This window comes from Zoogloea sp., from assembly GCF_041904905.1.
GTDB lineage: Bacteria > Pseudomonadota > Gammaproteobacteria > Burkholderiales > Rhodocyclaceae > Zoogloea.
Map to the genome: position 1 here is coordinate 60,009 of NZ_JAYRMI010000009.1, position 25,875 is coordinate 85,883.

A 25,875-nucleotide genomic window follows, 5' to 3' on the forward strand; every position below is an offset into this window, starting at 1 on the left:
TGCCCCGGAGCTTCTCCCGAGCTGCAAAAAGCTGCTCCCGAGGAGCGTGTCGAATGGGCTGGTCTGTCCCAGAACGCTTCGCGAGGAACATCGAGAGGGTCGCGGCCCGTTCTGCAGGCCGGGCCTCAGGCCGACAGACTCAGCCGGGGAGTGACAAAGCCGTCCGTAGCACCGAGTCGCCGCCCGCGACGGGCCCGCGGATACACGCGCACCGCCGCAAGGGGGCAGCGAGGGGCGATCAGGGAAGGGGCGTGACCGCGCTGCGCCCGGCGGGGGTCTCCAGCCAGCGCTGGAGGATGCGGTAGGTGTCGAGGTCGAAGCGCCGGGGCGGCAGGGCTTCGAGCAGGGTGGAGAGTTCGGCCTCGTCGCCGACGCTGCCCAGCAGGCACCAGCGATCCACCACATGCACGGCGCTGCGCCCGGTGTCCGGGTGGTGCTCGCGCACCGCCACCGGGCCCGCCCACGGCCAGCGGCGGATGCGCAGGCTCTCGAGCACCTTCCGCAGGCGCTCGTCGTGCTCGGCGGGGGTTTCCTTGCCGCAGCACACGCCGGCGCAGCGCTTCATCTGGTGTGCCATGCAGGCGCCGTCGCCCCACGGCTCGGTGCCGATGCGGCGCGGGCACAGCTTGTAGAGCAGCGCCAGCTCGCGCAGGGCGTTGTCGGCTTCCTTCCTGGTGCGGAAGGCGCCATACACAGCGTCCCAGTCGGCCGGGTCGGCCCCGTTGAGGGGCTCGCGCAGCAGCACCGGGCCGCGCTTCCTGGTGGGGTCGTAACGCAGCCCGAACACGGCCTCGGTCTCGCGCAGCTTGCGGTTCTCGGTGGGCTTGCGTTCCTTGACGAGGCGCGCCTCCAGCAGCAGCGCGCCCAGCTCGCCCGCCGTGGGCAGCCACTCGACGCGGCGCACCTGCTGGGCGAGCTTGGCCTCCTTGGTGCTGGAATGGTCGGACGAGAAGTGGCTCATCACCCGCGAACGCAGGCTGACGCTCTTGCCGATGTAGATGGGCAGTTCGTTCTCGCCGTAGAAGAGATACACGCCGGGGCCTTCGGGCAGGCCCTCGAGCACGCCCTCGGGCAGCCCCACCGGCCGGCTGGGGGCCTTCATGGCCTTGGCGATGGCGAGGCCGAGCACCTCGGGCGGAAATTCGTCGGCCACGATGCCGGCAAACTGGAACAGCGCCTCGGTGTCGCCCATCGCCCGGTGGCGGGCCGAGCAGGTGAGGTTGTGACGGGCGATCAGCGCGTCCAGCCCGTGGCGGTGGTGCTGGGGGTAGAGCGCGCGGGACAGCTTGACGGTGCACAGCACCGGTGCGTCGAAGCGCTCGCCGATGCGCGAGAACTCGTTCTTGATGAAGCCGTAGTCGAAGCGCGCGTTGTGGGCCACGAACACGCAGTCGGCGAGCAGCGCCCGCACGCCGTCGGCGAGATCGGCAAAGGCCGGGGCGTCGGCGACCATGGCGTCGGTGATGCCGGTGAAGCCCTGGATGGTCGGCGGGATCGCCATGCCCGGGTTGACCAGGCTGGACCAGCGCTCGACCAGCACGCCGTCTTCGACGCGCAGGATCGCGATCTCGGTGACCCGATCCACCACGGGGTTGGCGCCGGTGGTTTCAACGTCGATGAAGGCGATCTTGGGGGCGAACACGGCAGGATGTGGGAGCAGGGCCGGAAGACGGCCAGTGAAAACACCCCTGCCCGACGCGGTCACGCGACACGCGTCGGGCAGGAACGGAAACGGCTTGGCGCAGCCGGCCCGCCCGGGCCGGGCGGCGGCCGCAGACGCGGCTTATTCGGTGGCGTAGGGGTAGGCCTTGTGGGGCACCTTGCCCGCGGCGTATTCGGCCTGGGTCTGCACGTCCTGGGGCTTGTCCCACCACAGGGCGCGGCCCTTCTTCTGCTCTTCGCGCTCTTCCGGATGCTTCTCCATCCATTCGCGCATGAACTTGGTGTGCTCGGATTCGTAGATTGCCATTGAGTGTTCTCCCGTATTAGCGGCGTGATTCTATCAGCGTCGACGCCCCCTGGCCCCGGCGCTTCATTTCTGGTCGCCCCGCATCCGCCCGATGCGCACCACCTCGGGGATGGTGCGCAGGCCGCGGATGACCTTGGCCAGATGCAGACGGTGGGTGACCTGGACGGTGATGTAGAGCGTGGAGTAGGTGCCTTGCTCGCCGTCGGTGGAGACGTTCTGGATGTTGCAGTCCTGCTCGGCGATGGCGTTGGCCACCTTGGCGAGCACGCCCCGGGCGTTCTTGGTGAGCAGCTTGAGGGTGACGTCGAACAGGCGGTCGGTGGAGGGTTCCCACTCCACGTCGATCCAGCGGTCGCGCTCGCTGCGCAGCTTGCAGGCCTGGGGGCAGTCGTGCATGTGCACCTCCAGCCCCTGGCCCTTGCGGATGATGCCCACGATGGGGTCGCCCGGAATGGGGCGGCAGCAGCGGGCGAGCTGCACCGCCACGCCTTCGGTGCCGCGGATCAGGATGGCGCCGGCGGGCTTGGGCTTGACCACGTCGGCGCGGCCGGATTCCACGTCCTGGATCTCGGCCAGGCGCCGCGCCACGATGGCCGGCAGGCGTCGGCCAAGGCCGATGTCGGTCATCAGCTCGCGGCGGTTGGCCAGGGTGAACTCGCGCAGGAAGCGCTCCCAGGCGAACATGCTGACCTGACCCAGGGTGAGGCCGTGGGGCCGCAGGGCCTGGTTGAGGAGGCGCTCGCCAAGGGTGGAGGCTTCCTCCTGCTGGGCGTTCTTGAGGAAGTGGCGGATCTGCGCGCGGGCCTTGCCGGTGCGCACGTAACCGAGCCAGGCCGGGTTGGGGCTGGCGTGGGCGGCGGTGATGATCTCGATCTGGTCGCCGTTGTGCAGCTCGGTGCGCAGGGGCATCAGCTCGCCGTTGATGCGCCCGGCCACGCAGCGGTTGCCCACGTCGGTGTGCACCGCGTAGGCGAAATCGACCACCGTGGCGCCCCGCGGCAGGGCGAAGATCTTGCCCTTGGGGGTGAAGGCGTACACCTCGCCCGGGAAGAGATCGACCTTGACGTGCTCGAGGAACTCGCTGGAGTCTCCCGAGGTGGATTGCAGCTCGAGGAGCGACTGCAGCCAGCTGTGAGTTTTGTGCTGCAGCTCGGTGAGGGTCTTCTCGTCTTCCTTGTAGAGCCAGTGGGAGGCCACGCCGCTCTCGGCCACGTGGTTCATCTCGGGGGTGCGGATCTGCACCTCGACCGGCGTGCCGAAGGGGCCGATCAAGGTGGTGTGGAGCGACTGGTAGCCGTTGGCCTTGGGGATCGCGATGTAATCCTTGAACTTGCCCGGCACCGGCTTGTACAGCCCGTGCAGCGCGCCCAGCGCCCGGTAGCAGGTCTGCACGTCGGGCACGATGACGCGAAAGCCGTAGATGTCGAGCACCTGGGAGAAGCTGAGGCGCTTCTCGCTCATCTTGCGGTAGATGCTGTAGAGGTGCTTCTCGCGGCCGCGCACTTCGGCCTGGATGCTCCACTGGGGCAGGCGCTCCTCGATGGCGGCGAGGATCTTGCCGACCACCTCGCGGCGGTTGCCGCGGGCAGCGAGGATGGCCCGGGACAGCACCCGGTAGCGCATCGGGTAGCGGTGCTTGAAGGCCAGCTCCAGCAGCTCCCGGTAGATGCTGTTGAGGCCCAGCCGGTTGGCGATGGGGGCGTGGATCTCCTGGGTCTCGCGGGCGATGCGGCGACGCTTGTCGGGCCGCATGTGGTCGAGCGTGCGCATGTTGTGCAGACGGTCGGCCAGCTTGATGAGGATCACCCGCAGGTCGCTGGCCATCGCCAGCAGCATCTTGCGGAAGTTTTCGGCCTGGGCTTCTTCCTGCGACTGGAACTCGATCTTGTCGAGCTTGGACACGCCATCGACGAGTTCGGCCGTGGTGCGCCCGAAGCGCTCGGCGATCTCGGCCTTGGTGATGTGGGTGTCCTCCATCACGTCGTGGAGGAGGGCGGCGCACAGGGCCTGGGAATCCAGGTGCCAGCCAGCGAGGATCTCGGCAACGGCAACCGGGTGGGAGATGTAGGGTTCGCCGCTCTGCCGCATCTGGCCCTGGTGGGCGTCGGCGGAGAAGTGGTACGCGGCCTCGATGCGGCCTACGTCTTCGGCGCGGAGATAGGTGGAGACGAGCGCCCGCAGCCGACCGAAGTCGAGGGGCACGACGCTGGAAGCCGGGGGCTGGAAAACGCCGCCACCGCTAACGGGAACCGGGGCGGCGGATTCCATGACATTGCTCTCGGGCGGGAGGCCGATCAGGCCTGACCGCGGTTGAGGACTTCGGTGCCGACCTTGCCGGCGGCGATCTCGCGCAGGGCGATCACCGTGGGCTTGTCCTTGTCGTGGCGGTCGAGGTCGACCTGCGGGGTGGCGCCGGCGGTGAGCTGGCGGGCACGATAGGTGGCTGCCAGGGTGAGCTGGAAGCGGTTGGGGATTCTCTTCAGACAGTCGTCAACGGTTACACGGGCCATGTTTGCCTCAATCCTGTTCCAGGTAACGGAAAAACTCCGGCTTGCGCGCCTCCTGGTTGGCGTAGCGCAGCCGCGATGCTCTTACCACGCCCACGAGATCGTCGATGGCGGTGGGCAGGTCTTCATTGATTATAACGTAGTCGAACTCCGCCACATGGCGCATCTCTCCGCGGGCGGCGAGCACCCGGCGGGCGATCACCTCCTCGCTGTCGGTGCCGCGGCCGCGCAGGCGACGCTCGAGTTCCTCGACCGACGGCGGCAGGATGAACACCCCGACCGCCTTCGGGAACACCTTGCGCACCTGCTGGGCGCCCTGCCAGTCGATCTCGAGGAGGATGTCCTTGCCGGCGCGGATCTGCGCCTCGAGCCAGCCCTTCGACGTGCCGTAGTAGTTGTTATGGACTTCCGCCCACTCCAGAAATTCCCCCTTGTCGCGCAGCTGCCGGAAGGCGGGGACGTCGACAAAATGGTAGTGACGGCCGTCCTCCTCGCCAGCCCGCGGCGCGCGGGTGGTGTAGGAGATCGACAGCTTGACCAGCGGATCACGCGCCAGCAGCCCGCTGACCAGGGTGGTCTTGCCGGCGCCGGAGGGGGCGGTGACGATGAACAGGGTGCCGGGCATGGCCGCTCCTTACTCAATGTTCTGGACTTGCTCGCGCATCTGCTCGATGGCCAGCTTGAGTTCGACGGCGACGGCGGTCATGTCGGCGGCCATGGCCTTGGAGCCCAGGGTGTTGGCCTCGCGGTTGAGTTCCTGCATCAGGAAATCCAGCCGCTTGCCGGCAGCGCCGCCGGCCTTGAGGATGCGCTCGACCTCGTCCAGGTGGGTGGACAGCCGGGACAGCTCCTCGGCCACATCGACCCGCTGGGCGAACAGGCCCACTTCGGTGCGGATGCGGTCTTCGTCGAGGGTGGCGGCGGCATCGCGCAGGCGGGTGGCGAGCTTTTCCTGGTATTCGGCGACCAGCGCCGGCACGCGGGGCGCCACGGTGGCGACGAGCTGGCGCATGTGGGCGATGCGGCCGCGGATCATCTCGGCAAGCTTCTCGCCCTCGCGGCGGCGGGTGGCCACGAGTTCGTCGAGTGCCGCCGCGACCAGCGGGCCGATCTGCGGCTGGAGGGCCTCGAAGGCAACCCCGTCGTCGGCCAGCATGCCCGGCCAGCGCAGGACCTCCGCCACCGACAGCGGCGCCGCCTGGGGAAGGGCCGCCAGAATGCTGGCCTGGGCCGATTTGAGTTGCCCAAAAAGCACATCGTTGATCGCGAGATCGCGAGGTGCGCTATCCTTCGCCTGCAGGTTGAACCTGCACTCGACCTTGCCCCGGCGCAGCCGCGCGGTGATCGCCTCGCGGATCAGCGGCTCGGCCTGGCGCAGATCGTCATTGATGCGAAACGCAAGATCGAGATAGCGGGAGTTAACGCTTCGCAATTCGAGGTGCAAGGCAACGCGGCCCAGGTCGCATACCTGGACGGCAAAGCCCGTCATGCTGTGGATCATCCTGTTTTTCCCGAGAAAGTGCGGCAGTCGAAGTAAACTAGCAGACCCGAACGCCACCAAAAGACGAAGTGTAGCGCCCCGCCCGATGGCCACTCAACAGAACTGCGCCCTCCCGCCAGGTTTCCTGCTCGACCATTATCGGGTCGAGCGGCAGCTGTCGCTGGGCGGATTCTCCATCGTCTACCTGGCTTACGACCAGGACGGCACGCCCGTCGCCATCAAGGAATACCTGCCCAACTCCCTCGCCCTGCGCGGCGAGGGCGAGGTCACGCCCCACGTCACCGAGGCTCACCAGGGCGCCTTCCGCTACGGCATGAAGTGCTTCTTCGAGGAAGGCCGGGCGCTGGCCAAGCTGGTGCACCCCAACGTGGTGCGCGTGCTCAACTTCTTCCGCGCCAACGGCACGGTTTACATGGTGATGCAGTTCGAGCGCGGCCGAACGCTCCACGACTACGTCCAGAAGAACAAGGGCAACGTGCGCGAGCGCTTCATCCGCGGCGTGTTCACCCGCATGCTCAACGGGCTGCGCGAGGTGCACGCCCACAAGCTGCTGCACCTGGACATCAAGCCCTCCAACATCTATCTGCGCGCCGACGGCACGCCGGTGCTGCTGGATTTCGGCGCCGCCCGCCAGACCTTGATGTCCGACACCCCCATCCTCAAGCCGATGTACACCCCCGGCTTCGCCTCGCCCGAGCAGTTCGCCAGCCGCGAAGCCCTCGGCCCCTGGAGCGACATCTACAGCGTGGGCGCCTCGATGTACGCCTGCCTGGCGGGCACCTCGCCCCAGCGCTCCGACGAGCGCATCAAGCACGACACCGTCGTCCCGGCCACCAAGGCCTGGGCCGGCCAGTATTCCCCCCACTTTCTTGCCACCATCGACTGGTGCCTGCATCTCGACCCGCTCAGGCGCCCTCAGAGTTGCTTCGCCCTGCAGAAAGTCCTCGCCCAACGCCACCGGGAAGCGCCTCCGCAGCAGAAGACCTGGCTCGAAGGTCTCGGCTCCCGACTAAAAACAATGATAGGCCGCACATGAGATTCACGATTTTCCAGGAGAGCCGGATCGGCAAGCGACGCACCAACCAGGATCGTGTGGCGTACTCGTACACCCGCGACGCCCTGCTGATGGTGCTGGCCGACGGCATGGGCGGGCACCTCTACGGCGAGGTCGCCGCCCAGATCTCCGTGCAGTTCATTGCCCAATCCTTCCAGCAGGAGGCCCGCCCCAAGGTCACCGACCCGGTGCTGTTCCTGTCGCGGGTGCTCAGCAACGCCCACCACGCAATCCTCGACTACGCCTTCGACAAGCACCTGGCCGACATCCCGCGCACCACCATCGTCGCCTGCCTGATCCAGGAAGGCGTCGCCCACTGGGCCCACGCCGGCGATTCGCGCCTCTACCTGATCCGCAAGGGTCGCCTGGTGGCCCAGACCCGCGACCACTCCCGCGTCCAGCTGATGCTCGACCAGGGCCTGCTCGATGCCGAAGCCGCCGCCGTCCACCCCGGCCGCAACCGCATCTTCAGCTGCCTGGGGGGCAACCACCCTCCCCAGATCGAGTTCTCCCGCGGCGCCTCGCTCGCCAACGGGGACGTCGTTGCGATCTGCTCCGACGGCGTGTGGGGCCCCCTCGAAGCCGACGCACTGATCGGCGCCCTGGCCGATGGCCGGGTGATGGAAAGCGTGCCCAAGATCATGAACGAAGCCGAACTCCTCGGCGGCCATCAGTGCGACAACATGACCCTGATCGCCATGACCTGGCACGACGACCACCAGGAAGACATCCCCGACACCGTCTCCACCCGCACCATGCCCGCCGACGCCTACACCACCCAGATGGAAGGCTTCGGCCGCGGCAAGCGCGAACAGGAAGACCTCAGCGAAGACGAAATCGAACGCGCCATCCGCGAAATCAACGCAGCCATCCACAAGTTCAAATGACCCAGCCCAACACCGCCTTCGCCCGTCCCAGCGGCCGCACCTCCGCCCAGCTTCGCCCGGTCCGCATCACCCGTGGCTTCACCCGCCACGCCGAAGGTTCGGTGCTCATCGAGTTCGGCGACACCCGCGTGCTGTGCACCGCCAGCGTCGAGGAATCGGTGCCGCCCTTCCTGCGCGGCAAGGGCCAGGGCTGGCTGACCGCGGAATACGGCATGCTCCCCCGCTCCACCCACACCCGCAGCCCGCGCGAGGCCGCCAAGGGCAAACAGAGCGGCCGCACCCAGGAAATCCAGCGCCTCATCGGCCGCAGCCTGCGCGCGGTGGTGGACATGACCGCCCTGGGCGAACGCCAGATCACCATCGACTGCGACGTGCTGCAGGCCGACGGCGGCACCCGCACCGCGTCGATCACCGGCGCCTGCATCGCCGTGCACGAAGCCCTCGACGGCCTCGTCAAGGCCGGCAAGCTACCCGCCAACCCGATGCGCGATTTCGTCGCCGCGATCTCGGTGGGCATCTACAAGGGCGTGCCGGTGCTCGACCTGGACTACCCCGAAGACTCCGACTGCGAGACCGACATGAACGTGGTGATGACCGGCAGCGGCGGCTTCGTCGAAGTCCAGGGCACCGCCGAAGGCACGCCCTTCTCCCGCGCCGAACTCGACGCCCTGCTGGAACTTGCCGGCGACGGCATAGCCCAATTGGTCGTCGAACAGAAAAAGGCCCTCGGGATCGCCTGAGCGCCGGGAAGGAACCGTCGCCATGAAACAGCTCGTCCTCGCCAGCGGCAACGCCGGCAAGCTCAAGGAACTCTCCGCCCTCCTCGCCCCGCTGGGGATCGAGGTGCTGCCCCAGTCCGCCTTCAACGTGAGCGAAGCCGAAGAGCCCCACCCCAGCTTCATCGAGAACGCCATCGCCAAGGCCCGCCACGCCAGCCGCGCCACCGGCCTGCCGGCGCTGGCGGACGACTCCGGCCTGTGCGTCGACGCCCTGGGCGGGGCGCCGGGCGTGCTGTCGGCCCGCTTTGCCGGCGAGCCCAAGTCCGACCAGCGCAACAACGCGCTGCTCCTCGAACGCCTTGCCGACCAGCCGGACCGTCGCGCCCGCTTCTACTGCGCACTGGCCCTCGTCCGCCACGCCGACGACCCGCAGCCCCTCATCGCCACCGGCGAATGGCGCGGGGTCATCCTCGACGCGCCCCGCGGCCAGGCCGGCTTCGGCTACGACCCGCTGTTCCTGGTGCCCGACCTCGAACAGACCGCCGCCGAGATCGCCGCCGAACTGAAGAACGTCCTGTCCCATCGGGGCGCCGCCTTCCGCCAGCTGCTCGACAAGCTCCGCGCCGAAACTGCCTGACCGGCCCCATGCCAGAACCCCGCATCATCCCCATCGCCGCGGCCCCCGCGCGGCCGGCCCAACCTGCCGCAGGCCCGTGGCAATCCCGCCTCACCGCCTCGCCGCCGCTGGCGCTGTACGTGCACTTCCCGTGGTGCGTGCGCAAGTGCCCCTACTGCGACTTCAACTCCCACGCGGTGAAGGACGAAGGCATCCCCGAGGCGGCCTACATCGAGGCCCTCGTGGCAGACCTGGAAGGCGCGCTGCCGCAGATCTGGGGCCGGCGCGTGCACAGCATCTTCATCGGCGGCGGCACGCCCAGCCTGATGAGCCCGGAAGGGCTCGACGAACTGCTCACTGCCATCCGCATGCGGGTGCTCCTCGACCCCCAGGCCGAGATCACCCTCGAAGCCAACCCGGGCACCGTGGATTCGGGGCGCTTCCGGGCTTTCCGCGAGGCCGGCGTGAATCGGCTGTCGGTGGGCATCCAGAGCTTCGACGAGCGGCACCTGAAGGCCCTCGGGCGCATCCACGGCCGGGCCGACGCCATCGCCGCGGCCGAAGCCGCGCTCACCCATTTCGACGCCGTCAACCTCGACCTGATGTACGCCCTGCCCGGCCAGTCCCTCGCCGAAGCCGAGGCGGATCTCGCCACCGCCCTGGCCCTGGGCCCGGCGCACCTGTCGTGCTACCACCTCACGCTTGAGCCCAACACCGCCTTCGCCGCCAACCCGCCCGACGTGCCCGACCCCGATGCCTCCGCCGACATGCAGGATCGCATCGAAGGCCGGCTGGGCGACGCCGACTACGGCCACTACGAGACGTCGGCCTTCGCCCGCCCCAACCGCGAATGCCGGCACAACCTCAACTACTGGACGTTCGGCGACTACCTGGGCATTGGCGCCGGCGCCCACGGCAAGCTGTCGTCCCACGAAGGCATCGTCCGCGAGACGCGGCCCCGGCACCCGGCGGCTTATCTCGCCGCCCGCCAGGACGGCAGCTTCGTGCAGGAGCGGCGCAGCATCGGCGCCGCCGAGCTGCCCTTCGAGTTCATGATGAACGCCCTGCGGCTCAACCGGGGCTTTCCGAAGCGGCTGTTTGCCGAGCGCACCGGGCTGCCCTTCGAGGCGGCCGAAGCCGGGCTGCGTCAGGCCCGCGCCGAAGGCCTGATCGAGGTGGACGGCGAGACGATCCGGCCAACCCAGCGTGGCCGCCACTTCCTCAACGAACTGCTGATGCGCTTCCTGCCGGCCTGAGCGCCGGCCCCCACGTCAGGCCCGCTCGCCGAGCAGGGTCTGGATTTCCTCGCTGACCGCCTGGGTGGCGGTGTTGTCGTCGGACTGACGCTGGAGCAGCGCATGCAGACCAAGCAGGAGCCTGTAAAACGGGTTCCGCTTCAACTGCAACACCGCCGCGGAGCGGAGCGAGCCGTTGGCAAACTGCCGCTTCACCTCGCTCTCGCCCGGGCGGAAATCCAGAAAGCGGAAGCGACCGTCGGCAAAGAGCTGCCGCAGCGCCGCCAGATGCACGATGGTGCCGGCCGACCACTGACGGAAGTCGTCGCGCTCACCGCCGGCCATGTACTGCAGGGTCTCGCCCACGGCCTCCAGGCACACGAAGGCCACCGGCGCCCCCGCCGCGAACAGCACCAGGCCGTGCAGCCGCCCCTCGACCGCGGCGTCGCGCACCGCGCTGCCCGGCGCATAGCCGGGGCTCACGATCGCCGCGTACCGGGCGAAGGTCTCGATCTCGCCCGGCGCGCAGTAGGCCTGGAGATCCAGCCGCGCGCCATCCACCCCGAACGCCTCGACGAAACGGGCCTCGTCCCGGGCGAAGGATTCGCGGGTCTTGGCCGAGAAGCGCCCTTCAAGATACGCCTCGTAGGCGCCGGGCCAGGCCAGGTAGTGCCACACGTCGCGCTTGACCACGTACATCACCCGGTCGTCCAGCACGCTGTGGGTGCGCCAGCCCTGGTCGATGACCCCGCACAGCAGATGACCGTCAAGCCCGGCGGGCAAGGGCCGGACCGCCAGCTCGCGGGCGTTGCCGGCGAGTACGTCGGTGAGCGTCGTCTGACAGACCGCGAGGTCGAGCGGCACCGAGAAGCGGCGCTGACCACGAAAAACGAAAGGCAACGACAGGCGTCTGCCCGGGGTGTGACTCATAAGATGCCTTCAAAATAGCGGGGAGGCTCAAAACACGTAACGACGCGGGTCTCGAGAGCCCGACAAGCCTGGGCCGTATTATGCCCATGTCTCGCGCAACGCGCCTCACGTTTCGATGACGAAGAGTTATACACAGTTGGCGCGCGGTATTCAGCACGTGGGGGCGCTCTTTGTTCTCAGCTTGGGCAACGCTGGCCCCTCGCCGACGCTTCCTGCACAATGCGCGCCAGACCTTCGCGCCACTGTCTGCAGCCATGGCCCATCCCGCTCCGCCCGCTCCACTCCCTCCGCCGACTTCCCCCAACCCGACCGACGTCGCCCGCCTCGGTCAGGTGTTCACGCCGGAGCCCGTGGTTCGCGCGATGCTGCGCCTGCGCCAGAACACCGGCCGGGCCCTCGAGCCCTCCTGCGGCGACGGCGCCTTCCTGCGCGCGATGCACCACGCGGTCGGCGTCGAGTTCGACCCCCGTCACTGTCCGCCCGGCGCGCTGAACATGGATTTCTTCGCCTACCCGGAGAGCGAGAAGTTCGACACCGTGATCGGCAACCCGCCCTACGTGCGCTACCAGGACATCGCGCCCTCCACCCGCAGGCTGCTGCGCCAGGACGGCTTCGACGGGCGCAGCAACCTGTATCACTTCTTCATCGAGAAGTGCGTCCGCCACCTGCGACCCGGCGGCGAGCTGATCTTCATCACCCCGCGGGATTTCCTCAAGGCCACCAGCGCCCGCCCCCTCAACCGCTGGCTGCACCGGCACGGCACGATCACCCACGCCATCGAGCTGGGCGACGCCCGGGTGTTTCCCGACGCCCTGCCCAACTGCCTGATCTGGCGCTACGAGCTGGGCGAAACTGGCCACCACACCGCCTGGGCGCGGATCAGCCAGGGCGACGACCTCGTCCACAGCCTGGAACACCCCCACTGGCAGCGGCGCAATTTCCTCGAAAGCGCCGGGCACCTGCTGTTCTCCCACGGGGAGTACGGCCTGAGCCTTGCCGACGTGGCCAACGTGCGGGTGGGCGCGGTGTCGGGCTTCGACTCGATCTACACCAGCGAGGCCCACGGCAACCGGGACTTCGTCAGCTCGGCCACCGCCCGCACCGGCCAGACCCGCCGGATGATCTGGTGCGACCCCGACCGCCCCGCGCCGGCCGCGCTACTGCCCCACCGGGACGTGCTCATCGCCCGCCGGATCCGCAACTTCGACGAGACCAACTGGTGGCACTGGGGCCGCGGCTACCCCCAGACCGACGCCCCGCGGGTCTACGTCAACACCAAGACCCGCCGCCCCAGCCCCTTCTTCGTGCACCCCTGCGTGCACTTCGACGGCGCGGTGCTGGGCGTCTTCCCCCATCGCCAGGACGTGGATCTGGACGCCTTCCGCGACGCCCTCAACAACGTGGACTGGGCCGACCAGGGCTTCGTCTGCGATGGCCGTTACCTGTTCTCGCAGCGCAGCCTGCAGTACGCGCTGCTGCCGGAGCGCTTCCGCGCCTTCCTGCCAGACCCGGGCTGAGCCCTGCCGGGCCGGCCGGACGGATGGTGTAACATCCGGCCAGAACAATCACGGGCCGCGCGGGTCCACGGTGCTGCTGCGCCGCGGTCTGCCCGACGCATCACCCCTTCGAGAACAGTCCGCGAGGTTTCCATGGTCCCCCATCTCACCACCGCGCTCACCGGCCCCCTGCTGGAGCTGGAAAAGCACTTACTCGACAACGCCTGTGCCATCGAACGCTGGATGCGCACCCAGTGGCAGGAACACCTGCCGCCCTTCTACGGCTCCACCGACCTGCGCAACTCCGGCTTCAAGCTGGCGCCGGTGGATCTCAACCTCTTCCCGGGCGGCTTCAACAACCTCAACGACGCCTTCCTGCCCCTGTGCGTGCAGGCCGCCCAGGCCGCCATCGAGCGCATCTGCGTCGGCGCCCGGTCGATCCTGCTGGTGCCCGAGAACCACACCCGCAACCAGTTCTACCTGCAGAACGTGGCCAAGCTGGTGTCGATCCTGCGTCTCACCGGCCTTGAGGTGCGCCTGGGCAGCCTGCTGCCCGAGATCACCGAACCCACCGTGGTCGAACTCGCCAACGGCGCCACCCTCACCCTGGAACCGCTGATCCGCAACGGCCGCCGCCTCGGCCTGAAGGATTTCGACCCCTGCGCGGTGCTGCTCAACAACGACCTCTCCGCCGGCATCCCGGCGCTGATGAAGAATCTCCACGACCAATGGGTGATCCCGCCGGTGCACGCCGGCTGGCACACCCGCCGCAAGTCCAACCACGCCGCCGCCTACGACCGCGTCACCCGCGACTTCGGCGCGGCCATCGGCATCGACCCCTGGCGCATCAACCCGGCCTTCGACACCTGCTCGGGCCTCGATTTCCACGCCCGCACCGGCGAACAGGAACTCGCCGACAAGGTCTCCGCCATGCTGGCCGACATCCGCGCCAAGTACGCCGAATACGGCGTCGCCGACGAGCCCTTCGTGGTCGTCAAGGCCGACGCCGGCACCTACGGCATGGGCGTGATGACGGTCAAGGACGCGTCCGAGCTGATCGGCCTCAACCGCAAGCAGCGCAACAAGATGAGCGTGGTGAAGGAAGGCCTGGAAGTGCACGACGTCATCATCCAGGAAGGCGTGCACACCTTCGAGACCCTCAACGGCGCGGTGGCCGAGCCGGTGGTCTACATGATGGACCACTACGTGGTGGGCGGCTTCTACCGCGTCCACACCCAGCGCGGTCGCGACGAGAACCTCAACGCCCCGGGCATGCACTTCGAGCCCCTGGCCTTCGAAGCCCCCTGCAGCCTGCCCGACTGCAACCAGAGCCCCGACGCGCCGCCCAACCGCTTCTACGCCTACGGCGTGGTGGCCCGGCTGGCGCTGCTGGCCGCCTCGGTCGAGATCGAGGAAACCGAACCCCAGCCCCTCGAAGAAGCCACCGCCTGACGGAACCGCCCGATGAAACTCGCCTTCATCCTCGACCCCCTCGACCGCCTCAAGGCCTACAAGGATTCCAGCATCGCCATGATGCGGGCCGCCGCCCGCCGCGGCCACGAGATCTTCGCCATTCAGCGCGAGGCCCTGACCTGGGAAGGCGGCGTCGTCTCGGCCCGCTGCCTGCCCATCGGCGTGTCGGATTTCGACCACGCCTGGTACGCCCCCAGCGGGCCCGAGGCGGCGATGCCCCTCACCGATTTCGACGCCGTGCTGATGCGTCAGGACCCACCCTTCGACTTCGAGTACGTCACCGCCACCTGGCTGCTCGAACGCGCCCAGCAGGCCGGCGCGCGCATCTTCAACCACCCGCGCTCCATCCGTGACCACTCCGAGAAGCTCGCCATCACCGAGTTCCCGCAGTTCACCCCGGCCACCCGGGTGGCCCGCGCCGCGGCCGACATCAACGCCTTCATCGACGCCCACGGCGACACCATCCTCAAGCCCCTCGACGGCATGGGCGGCAGCCAGATCTTCCGCGTCCGCGCCGACGACCCCAACCGCAACGTCATCATCGAGACCCTCACCCAGGACGAACGCCGCACCATCATGGCCCAGGCCTACCTGCCGGCCATCGCGGGCGGCGACAAGCGGGTGCTGGTGATCGGCGGGCAGGTCATCCCGTTCTCGCTGGCGCGCATCCCGATGGCCGGCGAGACCCGCGGCAACCTCGCCGCCGGCGGGCGTGGCGTGGCCATGCCCCTCACCGACGGAGAGCGCGCCATCGCCGAATACCTCGCCCCCATCCTGTGGTCGCGCGGGCTGCTCATCGTCGGCCTCGACGTGATCGGCGACCGCCTCACCGAGATCAACGTCACCAGCCCCACCTGCATGGTCGAGATCACCGACCAGACCGGCTTCGACGTGCCCGGCGCGGTGATCGACGCCCTCGAGGCGGCGTGCGCCTGAACGCCCTGCCCCGCGCCGCCGCCTGGCTGGCCGCCCTCGCCCTCGCGGCGGGGCTGCTCGCCGGCTGCAGCCGGGAGCGCATCCACCAGCAGGAATCCTACGTCTTCGGCACCCGCGTCGAGGTGCTCACCTGGGACGCCTCCGAAGACAAATCCCGCACCGCCGTGGCCGAAGTGCTGCGCGAGTTCGACCGCCTGCACCGGGCCTACCACGCCTGGGAACCCTCCGAACTCACCGCCCTCAACCAGGCCATCGCCGCCGGCCAGCGGGCCATCCCGGTCTCGCCCGAACTGGCTGCGATGCTCACCGACGCCCAGGCCATCGCCGCCACCGGCGACCAGCTCTTCGACCCGGCCCTCGGCAAGCTCATCGCCCTGTGGGGCTTTCACACCGACACCTTCGTGCCCGTGCGGCCCGATCCGGCCAAGCTCGCCGAGTTGGTGCGCGCCCACCCCACCATGGCCGACCTCACCATCGAGAACGGCAAGGTGAGCAGCCGCAACCCCGCCGTGCAACTCGACCTGGGCGGCTACGGCAAGGGCTACGCCCTCGATCGCGCCGCCGCCATCCTCAAGGCCCACGGCGTCGGCAACGCCCTCATCAACATCGGCGGCAACGTGCTGGCCCTGGGCAGCAAGGGCGACCAGCCCTGGCGGGTCGGCATCCAGCACCCCCGCGAACCGCGCCCGCTGGCCACCCTGCCCCTGCGCGACGGCGAAGCCATCGGCACCTCCGGCGACTACCAGCGCTACTTCGAACTCGACGGCGAGCGCTACTGCCACCTCCTCGACCCCCGCACCGGCCACCCCGCCAAGGGGACCCAGGCCGTCACCCTCCTCATCACCCCCCGCCCCACCGGCACCGGCACCCTGTCTGACGCTGCCAGCAAGCCGGTCTACCTGAGCGGCGACCGCTGGCGCGACTATGCCGGCCGCTTCGGCATCGACCACGCCCTGCGGGTGGGCGCCGACGGCAAGGTGGAGGTCACCCGCGCCCTGCACGGCCGGCTGCAGTACGGCGCAGGCATCGCCCCCGCCAGCGTCGTTAACTGATACAAATACCCCGCTTTTTTCGGCTTGCCGGCCGGCGCACATTGGTTAGAATGGGTCGGATGATCGGGATCCTCTTGATAACCCACGGCAGCCTCGGCGAAGCGCTCATCCAGTGCGCCAGCCACGTGCTCAACCGTCGCCCGCCCCAGCTCCTGCAGCTGGGTGTCGCCGGTCAGGACGACCCCCTCGACGCCCTGCCCCTCGCCCGCCGCCTGGCCGAACTGGTGGATGACGGCAGCGGCGTCCTGATCCTCACCGACATCCTCGGCGCCACCCCCGCCAACATCGCCGCCAAGCTCCTCGAGCCCGGCCGCATCGCGGGCGTGGCCGGCGTCAATCTGCCAATGCTGCTGCGGGTCATCACCTACCGCGAACGCAGCATGGATGTCCTGCTCAAAAAAGCCATCGCCGGCGCCTGCGAAGGCGTCGTCCACATGAAGTAGAAGCAGCACCCCACCGGTCACCACAAAAACAAGAACCAGCGAGGAAGGAAGACAAGCGCAATGCCACGCCAGGAAGCAAACATCATCAACAAGCTCGGGCTGCACGCCCGCGCCTCCGCCAAGCTCACCCAGGTCGCCAGCGCCTACGCCTGCGATGTCTGGCTGGAGCGCAACGGCAGGCGGGTCAACGCCAAGAGCATCATGGGCGTCATGATGCTCGCCGCCGCCAAGGGCAGCACCATCGTGGTGGACACCGACGGCGCCGACGCCGACCAGGCCATGGCCGCCATCCAGGCCCTGATCGCCGACAAGTTCGGCGAAGGGGAGTAAGGCGGGGAACGGGGCATTGGGAACCGGGAAATGGGTAGGCAAGCACCCGGCCCGCCCCAGCGCCCTCCGCGCCTCCACCTGCCGCCCACACCCATAAAGGCCCCGCCATGAGCTTCACCGTCCACGGTCTCGCCGTCTCCCAGGGCATCGCCATCGGCCACGCCCACCTGGTCTCCCACGCCCTGCTTGAGGTCGCCCACTTCACCGTGGCGCCCAAGCACGTGGAGGCCGAAGTCACCCGGCTGCGCAGCGCGGTGGCCACGGTCAAGACCGAACTCATCGGGCTCAAGGCAGTCTCCGGCTCGGCACCGTCCGAGGTCGACGCCTTCCTGGGCATGCACATCATGTTCCTCGAAGACCCGATGCTGGTCGACGCCGCGGAGGCGCTGATCCGCACCCGCCGCGCCAACGCCGAGTGGGCGCTGGTGCAGCAGATGGAGCAGCTCGTCGAGCAGTTCGAGGCCATCGAGGACGCCTACCTGCGCGAGCGCAAGGCCGATGTGGTGCAGGTGGTCGAGCGGGTCGTCAAGGTGCTGCTGGGCCACCCGGGCCACCTGCCGCCCAAGCGCAAGGACGGCCTGGGCACCATCGTCGTCGCCCACGATCTCTCGCCCACCGACACCATCGGCTTCAAGGATCACGCCGTCGCCGGCTTCATCACCGACGTAGGCGGCCCCACCGGCCACACCGCCATCGTCGCCCGCAGCCTGTCGATCCCCGCGGTGGTGGCCCTGCGCCACATCCGCCATGTGGTGAAGGACGACGAACTCATCATCATCGACGGCATCCGCGGCGTCGTCATCGTCGACCCCGACGAGCGGGTGCTCGAGGAATACCGCCTGCGCAAGGCCGCCGTCGAACTCGAACGCTCCAAGCTCAAGCGCCTCAAGTCCACCCGCGCCGCCACCCTCGACGGCGAAGAGGTGCAGATCCTCGCCAACATCGAGCTGCCCCCGGACGCCATCCAGGCCAAGGGCGTCGAGGCCGACGGCGTGGGCCTGTTCCGCACCGAGTTCCTCTTCATGAGCCGCGACACCTGGCCCGACGAGGACGAGCAGTTCGAAGCCTACAAGGCGGTGGTCAAGACCATGGCCGGCAAGCCGGTCACCGTGCGCACCCTCGACGTGGGCGCCGACAAGGAACTCGAAGGCGCCACCCGCGCCGAAGACAACCCGGCCCTCGGCCTGCGCGCCATCCGCTACTGCCTGGCCGAGCCCAAGATGTTCCTCACCCAGCTGCGGGCGCTGCTCCGGGCCAGCCACTTCGGCCGGATGAAGATCCTCATCCCGATGCTGGCCAGCAGCCACGAGATCGACCAGACCCTGGTCCTGCTCGAAAAGGCCAAGGCCCAGCTGCGCGAACGCAAGATCAAGTTCGACGAAGCCGTGCCGGTGGGCGGCATGATCGAAGTGCCCGCCGCGGCCCTGTGCCTGGGCGCCTTCACCAAGCGCCTGCAGTTCCTGTCGATCGGCACCAACGACCTGATCCAGTACACCCTCGCCATCGACCGGGGCAACGAAGCCGTCGCCCACCTCTACAACCCGCTCCACCCGGCCGTGCTGCGGCTCATCCACCAGACCATCCAGGCCGGCGCCAAGGCCGGGGTGGACGTCTCGGTGTGCGGCGAGATGGCCGGCGACCCGGACTGCGCGCGGCTGCTGATCGGCATGGGCCTGCGCCAGTTCTCGATGCACCCGGCGCAGATCCTCGAGGTGAAGCAGGCCATCCTGCGGGCCGACGCCGCCGACCTCACCCCCAAGGTCCAGCGCCTGCTCAAGCTGGACGACCCGGACCGGCTGCGCGAGGCCGTCGAGAAGCTCTAGGCGGTGGCGCGGCGGGGTTTGACTTGCCCCCGGCCATCGCGCTAATCTTGGTTCTCAGCGCCGATTTGAACCCTTCAGCTTGCGGGCGCTTTAAAAGTACGGCTAAAGCGACGGCAGCCCAGTCCGCGACCGTTCGCCGGCTGGGTTTTTCGTTTTTGGGACGAAACACGAATGCAAGAAGCGCAACCCCTCGCACAATCGGTCGGTCTGGTCCTACCCCAGACGGCACACTTCAGCGACCCCCTGCCCCTCAAGAGCGGCGGCGTACTGCCCCAGTACGACCTCGTCTATGAAACCTACGGCACCCTCAACGCCGCCCGCAGCAACGCGGTGCTGGTGTGCCACGCCCTGTCCGGCTCGCACCACGTGGCCGGCGAGCACGCCGACGGCAGCGTCGGCTGGTGGGACAACCTGGTCGGCCCCGGCAAGCCCCTCGACACCAACCGCTTCTTCGTGATCGGGGTGAACAACCTGGGCGGCTGTTACGGCAGCTCGGGCCCCAACGCCACCAACCCGGCCACCGGCAAGCCGTGGGGCGCCGATTTCCCCTTCGTCACCGTCGAAGACTGGGTGGACGCCCAGGCCCGGCTGGCGGATCGCCTCGGCATCGAACGCTTCGCGGCGGTGGTGGGCGGCAGCCTGGGCGGCATGCAGGCCCTGTCGTGGACGCTGCAATATCCCGACCGCGTCGCCCACGCCCTGGTGATCGCCTCGGCGCCCAAGCTCACCGCCCAGAACATCGCCTTCAACGAAGTCGCCCGCCAGGCGATTTTGAAGGACCCGGAGTTCCACGCCGGCCACTACTACGAGCACGGCGTGGTGCCCACCCGCGGCCTTGCGCTGGCGCGGATGATCGGCCACATCACCTACCTGTCGGACGACGCCATGGGCCAGAAATTCGGCCGCGCGCTGCGTCACGACAAGCCGGTGTTCAGCTACGACGTGGAATTCGAGATCGAATCCTACCTGCGCTACCAGGGCGACAAGTTCGCCGGCTTCTTCGACGCCAACACCTACCTGCTCACCACCAAGGCGCTGGATTACTACGACCCGGCCTTCGACTACAACGGCGATCTGGTGGCCGCGCTGGGCCGCGCCAGGGCCGACTACCTGGTGGTGTCCTTCACCACCGACTGGCGCTTCGCCCCGTCCCGCAGCCGGGAGATCGTCTACGCCCTGATGCACAGCGACCGCCGGGTGAGCTACGCCGAGATCGACTGCCCCGCCGGGCACGACTCCTTCCTCCTCGACGACCCGCAATACCACGCCGTGCTGCGGGCCTACATCGACAACATCCGCACCTGAGGACGACCGCGATGAGCTTCCACCGCTTCGACTACGACGTGATCGCCAACTGGATCGAACCCGGCGAGCGTGTCCTCGACCTCGGCTGTGGCGACGGCGGCCTGCTGCGCTACCTCACCGACGTGCGCCAGGTGCGCGGCTACGGCGTCGAGAAGAGCCCCGAGCGCGTCCTGGCCTGCGCCAGGAACGGCATCAACGTCATCCAGATCGACATGGAGCAGGGCCTCGCCGGCTTCGAAGACGGCTTCTTCGACCACGTCATCATGAGCCTGTCGCTGCAGGCCATGCACAACACCCAGGGCATCCTCAAGGAGATGCTGCGGGTCGGCCGCGAGGCCGTGGTCAGCTTTCCCAACTTCGCCTACTGGCGCCACCGCCAGTCCATCCTCAACGGGCGCATGCCGGTGTCGAAGAACCTGCCCTACCAGTGGTACGACACCCCCAACGTGCGCTTCTTCACCATCGACGACTTCGACGCCCTGTGCGGCCAGGAGGGCATCGCGATCCGCGAGCGGCTGGCCTTCGACGAGGACAAGGTGATCGTGGACGAGCCCAACTTCCTTGCCAGCGTGGCCCTCTACCGGCTCGCCCGGGCCGACGCCCAGGCTGGCTGACCGCGCGGCGGGGACGCCACGCCCGCCCCCGCCGGCCTGATGTTCGTCGCCTTCGGCCACCGCGTAGACGCCTTCGAAGCCCAGCTGCGGCGCATGGTGGGGCTGGAGGACGGCATCGTCGACGCCCTCTTCCGCTTCACCCGGCCGCTCTCCGGCGCCTGCTTCCGGTGCCCGCCGGTGAAGGACGGCAGGCTCCGGCTGCCGGGCCGATCCGCGGCGCGCCGGGCGCATCTCCGGCGCAGGCCGCGGCGGCCGTCAGCCCTGCCGACGCCGCCGGCCGAAGCCCCCGAGCACCCCCAGCCCCAGCAGCGCCAGGCAGGCCGACGCCGGCTCGGGCACGTTGCTGAAGGCCACGGTGTCGGTAAAGCCCAGGTTGTCCCGGTAGCTGAAGCGGCCCCGCGTCGCCAGATCGAGATGCGCCAGATCGGTCGCCGTGTCGATGGTGGCGTTCAGCAGGTCGGCGGTCAGGGTGATGGGCGTCGAGAAGACATGATACAAAGTCTGCCCGGCCGGCACCAAAAGTGTATCGCCAGCGCCAAAACCGAAGGTGTAGTGGCCGATCAAGTCGTTGCCGCTCCCCTCGCCGGCGTCCAGCTCGTAGAGATCGAAATCCACGCCCGTCACGGTCAGATCCTTGCTGCTGGGGTTCGCGAAGGTGGCGGCGATCCCGAAGAACGGCCGCGCGCTGGGGAAGGCGCCCGTCGTCGGCGTGGCGATCGACTGGGGTGAGCTGACCGACGAGGCCACCGTCAGCCGCGGCAGCAGGAAGGGCACCAGTGTCCAGCCCACCGCCCCCGACGCGCTGGCCTCGCCCGACCCCGCCGCCCCAAAGGCGTGGGCATAGCTCGTGAGGCTGCCGGTGACGGTGTAGACGTCGCCCACCTTGGGGCTGTTCTCGAAGACGAAGGTCTTGCCCCCGGCCAGCGCCCCGCTGTCCGACCGATCCGACGTGAAGGTGGAGACGCTCCTCTGGATGCTCGCCGAATCCAGACCCTGGCCGTTGAGCCCCAGGTCGGCGCTGACCTGCGCCGTCGCGGTGGCGTTGAAGTTGGAGTACACCGACACCGAGCCGCTGGGCGCCCAGCCCAGGTAGATGCCGGACAAGCCGGGCTGGGTCACCTGGAAGCTGGCGCTCCAGCTGGTGCTGCCCTGCGCCGTGGCGGTCGAGCCGAAGACGTGGCTGTTCACATCCACCGCCGCGGTGGCGCCGGCCGTGCCGCGGTAGAGCTTGTCGGCCGCGAACAGGCTCGCCGGGTTGCCCTGGGAATCGGTCAGCGCGAAGGACGCCGAGGCCCCCGACGTGGCCGCCGTGGTCGGGATGTTGGAAATCAGCTTGACCGCCTCGACCGCGTACTCCGCGATCAGCAGGATGGTCGCCGGATCGACCGGATTGGCGAAACTCAAGCCCGGCCCCATCCCCAGCGCCCCGATCAGCACCGTCCGTGTCATGAAACGCATTTCACTTCTCCCCGTGTTGTGTTCTGGAACGGCTGTCATTGCCGCAGGGCGGAGTGTGACGAAGCGCCGGTTCCAAACCGGTTACCCGGGGGCGACGCCGTGCCCGCACCGCGCCAGCAAGGCGTGCAGGCGCCGGCGATAGCGCTCCACCCAGGGCTGGCACTCCGACGGGGAGAGGAAGTCCTCCCCGCCATCCGGCAGCGCGGCGGGCGGGGTGCCGGCCAGCAGGCCCGCCTCCAGCTCGTGCACATCCACCCGGCACAGCTGCCGCGGCAGGGTGACCAGACCGTGCTTCACGTGCACCCAGTTGAGGGGCGGGTCGCCGGCGCGCTGGCCCAGGCGGCGCAGGCGATGGAGGGCGACCTTGAGGTTCTGCATGGCCTGGGCGCCGTCCGAATCGGGCCACAGCATGTCGGCGAGGCGTTCGGCGGGCACCTTCTGGCCGCCGGCGCAGATCAGCGCGATCAGCAGCATCTTGGTGCGCACGCCCTTCCAGTCCCGGTCGTAGATGCGCCGGCCGTCGATCTCCACGACCAGCTCGCCCAGGGTGCGGACGTTGACCCGCGGCGGTGGCGCCTCCGTGCCGCCGGAGGGCGGGGCGAGCACGGCCTCCAGCTCGGCAACCCAGGCCGCGCTGCGGTGCAGGGGCACCAGCCGCTCGCCGGCCGGCAGCAGCTCGCGGGCGGCGGCGAGGACGCGCCGGGCCCGGTCCAGCTCGCCGGCGCGCAGCTCGAGCATGGCCTGCTCCTGCCGAGCCACCGCCGCCAGCCGGCGCAGCCCCAGGTGCAGCCAGCGGGGCACCCAGAGGGCGGCGAGGGCCTGCGCGTCGGCGCCGCGCTGCAGGTCGGCCAGCGCCTGCACCCGCAGCAGGCGGGCGACGCTGGCGGTGAGGCGGGCGTCGTCGGGCGGGCCGCCCAGGCACTCGTCGGCATGCACGAGCGCCCGCAGGGGCTGCCGCTCCCGCAGCGCCAGGGTGCCCAGGGCGAGGTGGCGGTAGGCCTGGAGCAGCGCGTTACGGGCCGGGATCACCCGCTCGCCCAGCGCCTGGGCGAGGGCCCGCGTCTCGTCGCGGCGGCCCAGGTCGGCGGCGGCGTAGATGCGGTGGGCCAGCAGCGGCAGCGTCACCGCATCGGGCAGCGCGTCCGCCCCCGGCAGGGCCGCCCCGGCGCTCAGGATGGCGTGGGCCCGGGCGGCGTCGCCCAGCAGCAGGCTGACCAGCCCCAGCACCCCATGCACCAGCACCCGCGGCAGCAGGCCGGCGCCCTCCAGGTGGCACAGCAGCTCGGTGTCGGAGAGCTGCACGTCGGCCCGGGTCACCTCGCCGGCGAGGCAGTCGACAAGGCTGGCCAGCGCCCGGTGGACCAGCTCCAGCGGCAGCGAGGCCGCCGCCACGGCGATCCGCTCGCCTTCGGCAAACGCGGCCCGGGCTTTCTCCGCGTCGCTGTCGAGGATCAGGGCCAGCAAGCCCTGGCGCAGCAGCAGGGCCGCGCGGGCGGGGGGCGACAGGGCCCGCCCCAGGCCGATCAGCGCACCGAGCCGGCTGCGCAGGGTGTCGAGCCGCTCCGGCCCGGCCTCGCCCCGGAGCAGGGCGTCGCAGGCGGCGGCGACGCCCAGGGCCTGGAGGTCGGGGTGGGTGTCGCCGGGCGGGCCGATCAGCCAGGCGGCCAGGAGCGACAGCTCGGCGCAGGGGTTGTCCACGAGGCACAGCAGATCGACGCCGGGGGCGCCCCCCTCCGGTAGCTGCCGGAAGCCGGCCCGCGCCCCCTGGAAATCCAGCTCGAACCAGCGGCGCACGCAGCCCCGCTCCAGGGCAAGGCAGGGATAGGGCGGCGCAGGGGCGGCGTTCTCGGGTAGCTCGGTCATGGCTGGACGTCTGGCCGTGGGCCGATGGCCCGCAATCCGGTTGATCTCGGCCGTCATTTAGCCACGAGATATGTCGGGCCCTACCGTAGCCCCGGGGCGATTGGTGATTTTTTACAAAAACGACGATTTCACCGGGAACTTCCCTGGGCGACAAACCGCGCGGAAGCCCGTAAAGTCCGGGCTGGCCCACTTCCGCCGATCCCCCTCGCCATCGTGCCCCAGCCCGCTCCCCTCGCTCCGCCCGCCAACCTGTGGCACATCTGGTTCGACGGGGCCGCCTGCCCCAATCCGGGGCGGATCGGCCTCGGCGCCGTGCTGCGGGGGCCGGACGGCCAGCAGGTGGAGATCTCGGAGCCCGGCGGCCGGGCAGGCTGCAACAACGAGGCCGAAATGCTCGCCCTGGGCCGGGCGCTGGAGCAGGCCCTCGGCGCGGGCGCCCGGCATCTGGTGGTGATGGGCGACAGCGACTTCGCGGTGCGCCACCTGCGGGGCGAAGCGCACACCGGGGTGCCACGGCTGCTGGCCTTGATCGACGAGACACAGGCCCTGCTGGCGCGCTTTGCCTCGGTGCGCCTGGAGTGGGTGCCCCGTCACCGCAACCCGGACGCCGACCGGCTCTCCCGGGCCGCCATCGGCCTGCCGGACAAACCCGCCTTACGCCCCGCGTCGCGGCGACGGCGGCGCTAGCTCGGCATCCAGCAGGCGCGCCGCCACCAGCCCATTGACCAGCCCGAAGACAGTGGCCGCCAGCGCAAACACCGGCATCAGGTAGAACACCCCGTCGTGGGGCACCAGCCACAGGCGGGCCACCGCCAGCTGGCCGCCGATGTGGGCGAAGGCCGCCAGCACGCTGTGGCTCACCGGCCCGAACCAGCGCCTCGGCAGGTGCATCGCCGCCCCCAGCACCCCCAGGCTGGCCAGGCTGCCGGCCAGGCTCAGGAAGAAACCCGGCGCCAGGAACTGCCCCAGCACCAGGCTGCCCACCAGCACCCGCAGCAGCGCCACCCAGGCGGCCTCGCGCCAGCCCCAGCGGGCCAGCACCACCAGGGTGACGATGTTGGCGAGGCCGGGCTTGACCCCCGGCAGCGGCAGCGGGATGGCCGCCTCGGCCACGGTGAGCACGATGGCCGCGGCGGCGTGACGCGCCACCCGCCGGTCGTCGGGGGTGGGGACGAGGCGGAGTTCAGTAGTTGAGGGAGTCATAGTCGGCCCGCCGCCCGGAGAGGGTGAGGCTCACCTGATTGGGCGCGCAGATCGCCACCGCCCCGGCGCTGGCCAGCCAGCCCTGGCGCACGCAGTACTGGCGCGGGCCAGGGTCGCTGGCCACGCGGGCCCGGCCGGGCTGCACCTCGATGCGCGTGGTGCCCAGCGGCCCGGGCACCTCGACGATGCGCGGCGCGGAGAGATCCACCTCGGCGAACACCTGCCCGCCCGCCTTAACGATGGCCTTGTCGGGCCGCCCGCCCTGCCACAGGACGAGGGCCGACCCGACGCAGCAGGCCAGGGCCAGGGCCAGCACGACGCCGTCGCCCACCCGCAGGTGAACAGCCCAGGCGGCCAGCCAGCCGCGGACGGCAGGCAGATCGGGCATGGGTCAGGTCTTGAAGGAGCGGTGCCGCACCAGCACCCGGGCCGTCTCGCGGAAGCGCTCGGCGAGCTGCTCG

At 69.5% G+C, this 25,875-nt stretch carries 26 protein-coding genes and 1 pseudogene; 16 read left to right on the forward strand and 11 right to left on the reverse strand.

Going from position 1 to position 25,875, the window contains the following annotated elements:
- Positions 1-238 precede the first annotated feature (238 nt).
- From ACE3N6_RS04455 to ACE3N6_RS04480, 6 genes are all read right to left on the reverse strand, one after another.
- A complete protein-coding gene (locus ACE3N6_RS04455; RefSeq protein ID WP_374243975.1) occupies positions 239-1,642 on the reverse strand; it encodes an exonuclease domain-containing protein in 1,404 nt (467 codons plus the stop codon).
- Positions 1,643-1,783: 141 nt separating this feature from the next.
- Complete coding sequence (locus ACE3N6_RS04460) at positions 1,784-1,969, reverse strand: DUF3460 family protein (RefSeq protein WP_374243977.1); 186 nt, start codon at positions 1,967-1,969, stop codon at positions 1,784-1,786.
- A 63-nt stretch (positions 1,970-2,032) separates the two neighbouring features.
- Positions 2,033-4,237, reverse strand: a complete 2,205-nt coding sequence (locus tag ACE3N6_RS04465; protein ID WP_374243978.1) for a bifunctional (p)ppGpp synthetase/guanosine-3',5'-bis(diphosphate) 3'-pyrophosphohydrolase — start codon at positions 4,235-4,237, stop codon at positions 2,033-2,035.
- Between the two features lie 26 nt (positions 4,238-4,263).
- The gene (gene rpoZ, locus ACE3N6_RS04470) at positions 4,264-4,479 is read right to left on the reverse strand and encodes a DNA-directed RNA polymerase subunit omega (protein WP_079434420.1); all 216 of its coding nucleotides are present in this window, start codon (positions 4,477-4,479) and stop codon (positions 4,264-4,266) included.
- Between the two features lie 7 nt (positions 4,480-4,486).
- On the reverse strand, positions 4,487-5,101 hold the full coding sequence (gmk, locus tag ACE3N6_RS04475; RefSeq protein ID WP_374243979.1) for a guanylate kinase: 615 nt from the start codon (positions 5,099-5,101) through the stop codon (positions 4,487-4,489).
- A gap of 9 nt (positions 5,102-5,110) precedes the next feature.
- On the reverse strand, positions 5,111-5,977 hold the full coding sequence (locus ACE3N6_RS04480) for a YicC/YloC family endoribonuclease (RefSeq protein ID WP_374243980.1): 867 nt from the start codon (positions 5,975-5,977) through the stop codon (positions 5,111-5,113).
- Between the two features lie 85 nt (positions 5,978-6,062).
- Here ACE3N6_RS04480 and ACE3N6_RS04485 point away from each other — a divergent pair, with 85 nt between their 5' ends.
- The 5 genes from ACE3N6_RS04485 to hemW are packed head-to-tail and all read left to right on the forward strand — an operon-like array spanning position 6,063 to position 10,509.
- Positions 6,063-7,013, forward strand: coding sequence for a serine/threonine protein kinase (locus ACE3N6_RS04485; RefSeq protein WP_374243981.1), 951 nt, complete (start codon positions 6,063-6,065; stop codon positions 7,011-7,013).
- Positions 7,010-7,918 (forward strand): PP2C family serine/threonine-protein phosphatase, encoded by a 909-nt coding sequence (locus tag ACE3N6_RS04490; protein ID WP_374243982.1) that lies wholly within the window; start codon positions 7,010-7,012, stop codon positions 7,916-7,918. The genes ACE3N6_RS04485 and ACE3N6_RS04490 overlap by 4 nt, the downstream gene beginning before the upstream one ends.
- A complete protein-coding gene (gene rph / locus ACE3N6_RS04495) occupies positions 7,915-8,658 on the forward strand; it encodes a ribonuclease PH (RefSeq protein WP_374243983.1) in 744 nt (247 codons plus the stop codon). The genes ACE3N6_RS04490 and rph overlap by 4 nt, the downstream gene beginning before the upstream one ends.
- A gap of 22 nt (positions 8,659-8,680) precedes the next feature.
- The gene (rdgB, locus tag ACE3N6_RS04500; RefSeq protein ID WP_374243984.1) at positions 8,681-9,274 is read left to right on the forward strand and encodes an RdgB/HAM1 family non-canonical purine NTP pyrophosphatase; all 594 of its coding nucleotides are present in this window, start codon (positions 8,681-8,683) and stop codon (positions 9,272-9,274) included.
- 8 nt (positions 9,275-9,282) lie between these two features.
- Complete coding sequence (hemW, locus tag ACE3N6_RS04505; protein WP_374243985.1) at positions 9,283-10,509, forward strand: radical SAM family heme chaperone HemW; 1,227 nt, start codon at positions 9,283-9,285, stop codon at positions 10,507-10,509.
- 15 nt (positions 10,510-10,524) lie between these two features.
- Here the strand turns inward: hemW and ACE3N6_RS04510 are convergent, their stop codons facing one another.
- Positions 10,525-11,418: a GNAT family N-acetyltransferase gene (locus ACE3N6_RS04510; RefSeq protein WP_374243986.1), complete on the reverse strand. Its 894-nt coding sequence runs from the start codon at positions 11,416-11,418 to the stop codon at positions 10,525-10,527.
- A 254-nt stretch (positions 11,419-11,672) separates the two neighbouring features.
- Between ACE3N6_RS04510 and ACE3N6_RS04515 the strand changes: the two genes are divergently transcribed.
- The 10 genes and pseudogenes from ACE3N6_RS04515 to ACE3N6_RS04560 all read left to right on the forward strand — a co-directional run.
- Positions 11,673-12,935, forward strand: coding sequence for an Eco57I restriction-modification methylase domain-containing protein (locus tag ACE3N6_RS04515; RefSeq protein WP_374243987.1), 1,263 nt, complete (start codon positions 11,673-11,675; stop codon positions 12,933-12,935).
- 132 nt (positions 12,936-13,067) lie between these two features.
- Entirely contained in the window at positions 13,068-14,366 is a 1,299-nt protein-coding gene (gene gshA / locus ACE3N6_RS04520; protein WP_374243988.1) for a glutamate--cysteine ligase, read from the forward strand.
- 12 nt (positions 14,367-14,378) lie between these two features.
- Entirely contained in the window at positions 14,379-15,323 is a 945-nt protein-coding gene (gshB, locus tag ACE3N6_RS04525) for a glutathione synthase (RefSeq protein WP_374243989.1), read from the forward strand.
- Positions 15,320-16,375 carry an FAD:protein FMN transferase gene (locus ACE3N6_RS04530; protein WP_374244000.1) on the forward strand — a complete coding sequence of 352 codons (1,056 nt, stop codon included), beginning with the start codon at positions 15,320-15,322 and terminating at the stop codon, positions 16,373-16,375. Before gshB ends, ACE3N6_RS04530 begins: the two co-directional genes overlap by 4 nt.
- 59 nt (positions 16,376-16,434) lie before the next feature.
- Positions 16,435-16,818, forward strand: coding sequence for a PTS sugar transporter subunit IIA (locus tag ACE3N6_RS04535; RefSeq protein WP_374243990.1), 384 nt, complete (start codon positions 16,435-16,437; stop codon positions 16,816-16,818).
- 60 nt (positions 16,819-16,878) lie between these two features.
- A complete protein-coding gene (locus ACE3N6_RS04540) occupies positions 16,879-17,148 on the forward strand; it encodes an HPr family phosphocarrier protein (protein ID WP_374243991.1) in 270 nt (89 codons plus the stop codon).
- Positions 17,149-17,255: 107 nt separating this feature from the next.
- Complete coding sequence (gene ptsP / locus ACE3N6_RS04545) at positions 17,256-18,971, forward strand: phosphoenolpyruvate--protein phosphotransferase (RefSeq protein ID WP_374243992.1); 1,716 nt, start codon at positions 17,256-17,258, stop codon at positions 18,969-18,971.
- Between the two features lie 171 nt (positions 18,972-19,142).
- Positions 19,143-20,276, forward strand: a complete 1,134-nt coding sequence (locus tag ACE3N6_RS04550) for a homoserine O-acetyltransferase (RefSeq protein ID WP_374243993.1) — start codon at positions 19,143-19,145, stop codon at positions 20,274-20,276.
- Positions 20,277-20,287: 11 nt separating this feature from the next.
- On the forward strand, positions 20,288-20,890 hold the full coding sequence (gene metW / locus ACE3N6_RS04555) for a methionine biosynthesis protein MetW (RefSeq protein WP_374243994.1): 603 nt from the start codon (positions 20,288-20,290) through the stop codon (positions 20,888-20,890).
- Between the two features lie 39 nt (positions 20,891-20,929).
- Positions 20,930-21,058, forward strand: a pseudogene (locus tag ACE3N6_RS04560) (peroxidase); the annotation flags it as partial.
- An 87-nt stretch (positions 21,059-21,145) separates the two neighbouring features.
- Here ACE3N6_RS04560 and ACE3N6_RS04565 read toward each other — a convergent pair.
- Together ACE3N6_RS04565 and ACE3N6_RS04570 are read right to left on the reverse strand one after the other, a co-directional pair.
- Positions 21,146-22,348 carry a PEP-CTERM sorting domain-containing protein gene (locus ACE3N6_RS04565; RefSeq protein ID WP_374243995.1) on the reverse strand — a complete coding sequence of 401 codons (1,203 nt, stop codon included), beginning with the start codon at positions 22,346-22,348 and terminating at the stop codon, positions 21,146-21,148.
- Between the two features lie 81 nt (positions 22,349-22,429).
- Entirely contained in the window at positions 22,430-24,211 is a 1,782-nt protein-coding gene (locus ACE3N6_RS04570; protein ID WP_374243996.1) for a hypothetical protein, read from the reverse strand.
- 213 nt (positions 24,212-24,424) lie between these two features.
- Between ACE3N6_RS04570 and ACE3N6_RS04575 the strand changes: the two genes are divergently transcribed.
- Positions 24,425-24,898, forward strand: a complete 474-nt coding sequence (locus ACE3N6_RS04575; RefSeq protein WP_374243997.1) for a ribonuclease HI family protein — start codon at positions 24,425-24,427, stop codon at positions 24,896-24,898.
- Here ACE3N6_RS04575 and ACE3N6_RS04580 read toward each other — a convergent pair.
- Positions 24,866-25,414 carry a Gx transporter family protein gene (locus tag ACE3N6_RS04580; protein ID WP_374243998.1) on the reverse strand — a complete coding sequence of 183 codons (549 nt, stop codon included), beginning with the start codon at positions 25,412-25,414 and terminating at the stop codon, positions 24,866-24,868. The genes ACE3N6_RS04575 and ACE3N6_RS04580 overlap by 33 nt on opposite strands.
- Complete coding sequence (locus ACE3N6_RS04585) at positions 25,395-25,802, reverse strand: NusG domain II-containing protein (RefSeq protein ID WP_374243999.1); 408 nt, start codon at positions 25,800-25,802, stop codon at positions 25,395-25,397. The genes ACE3N6_RS04580 and ACE3N6_RS04585 overlap by 20 nt, the downstream gene beginning before the upstream one ends.
- Between the last annotated feature and the right edge of the window lie 73 nt (positions 25,803-25,875).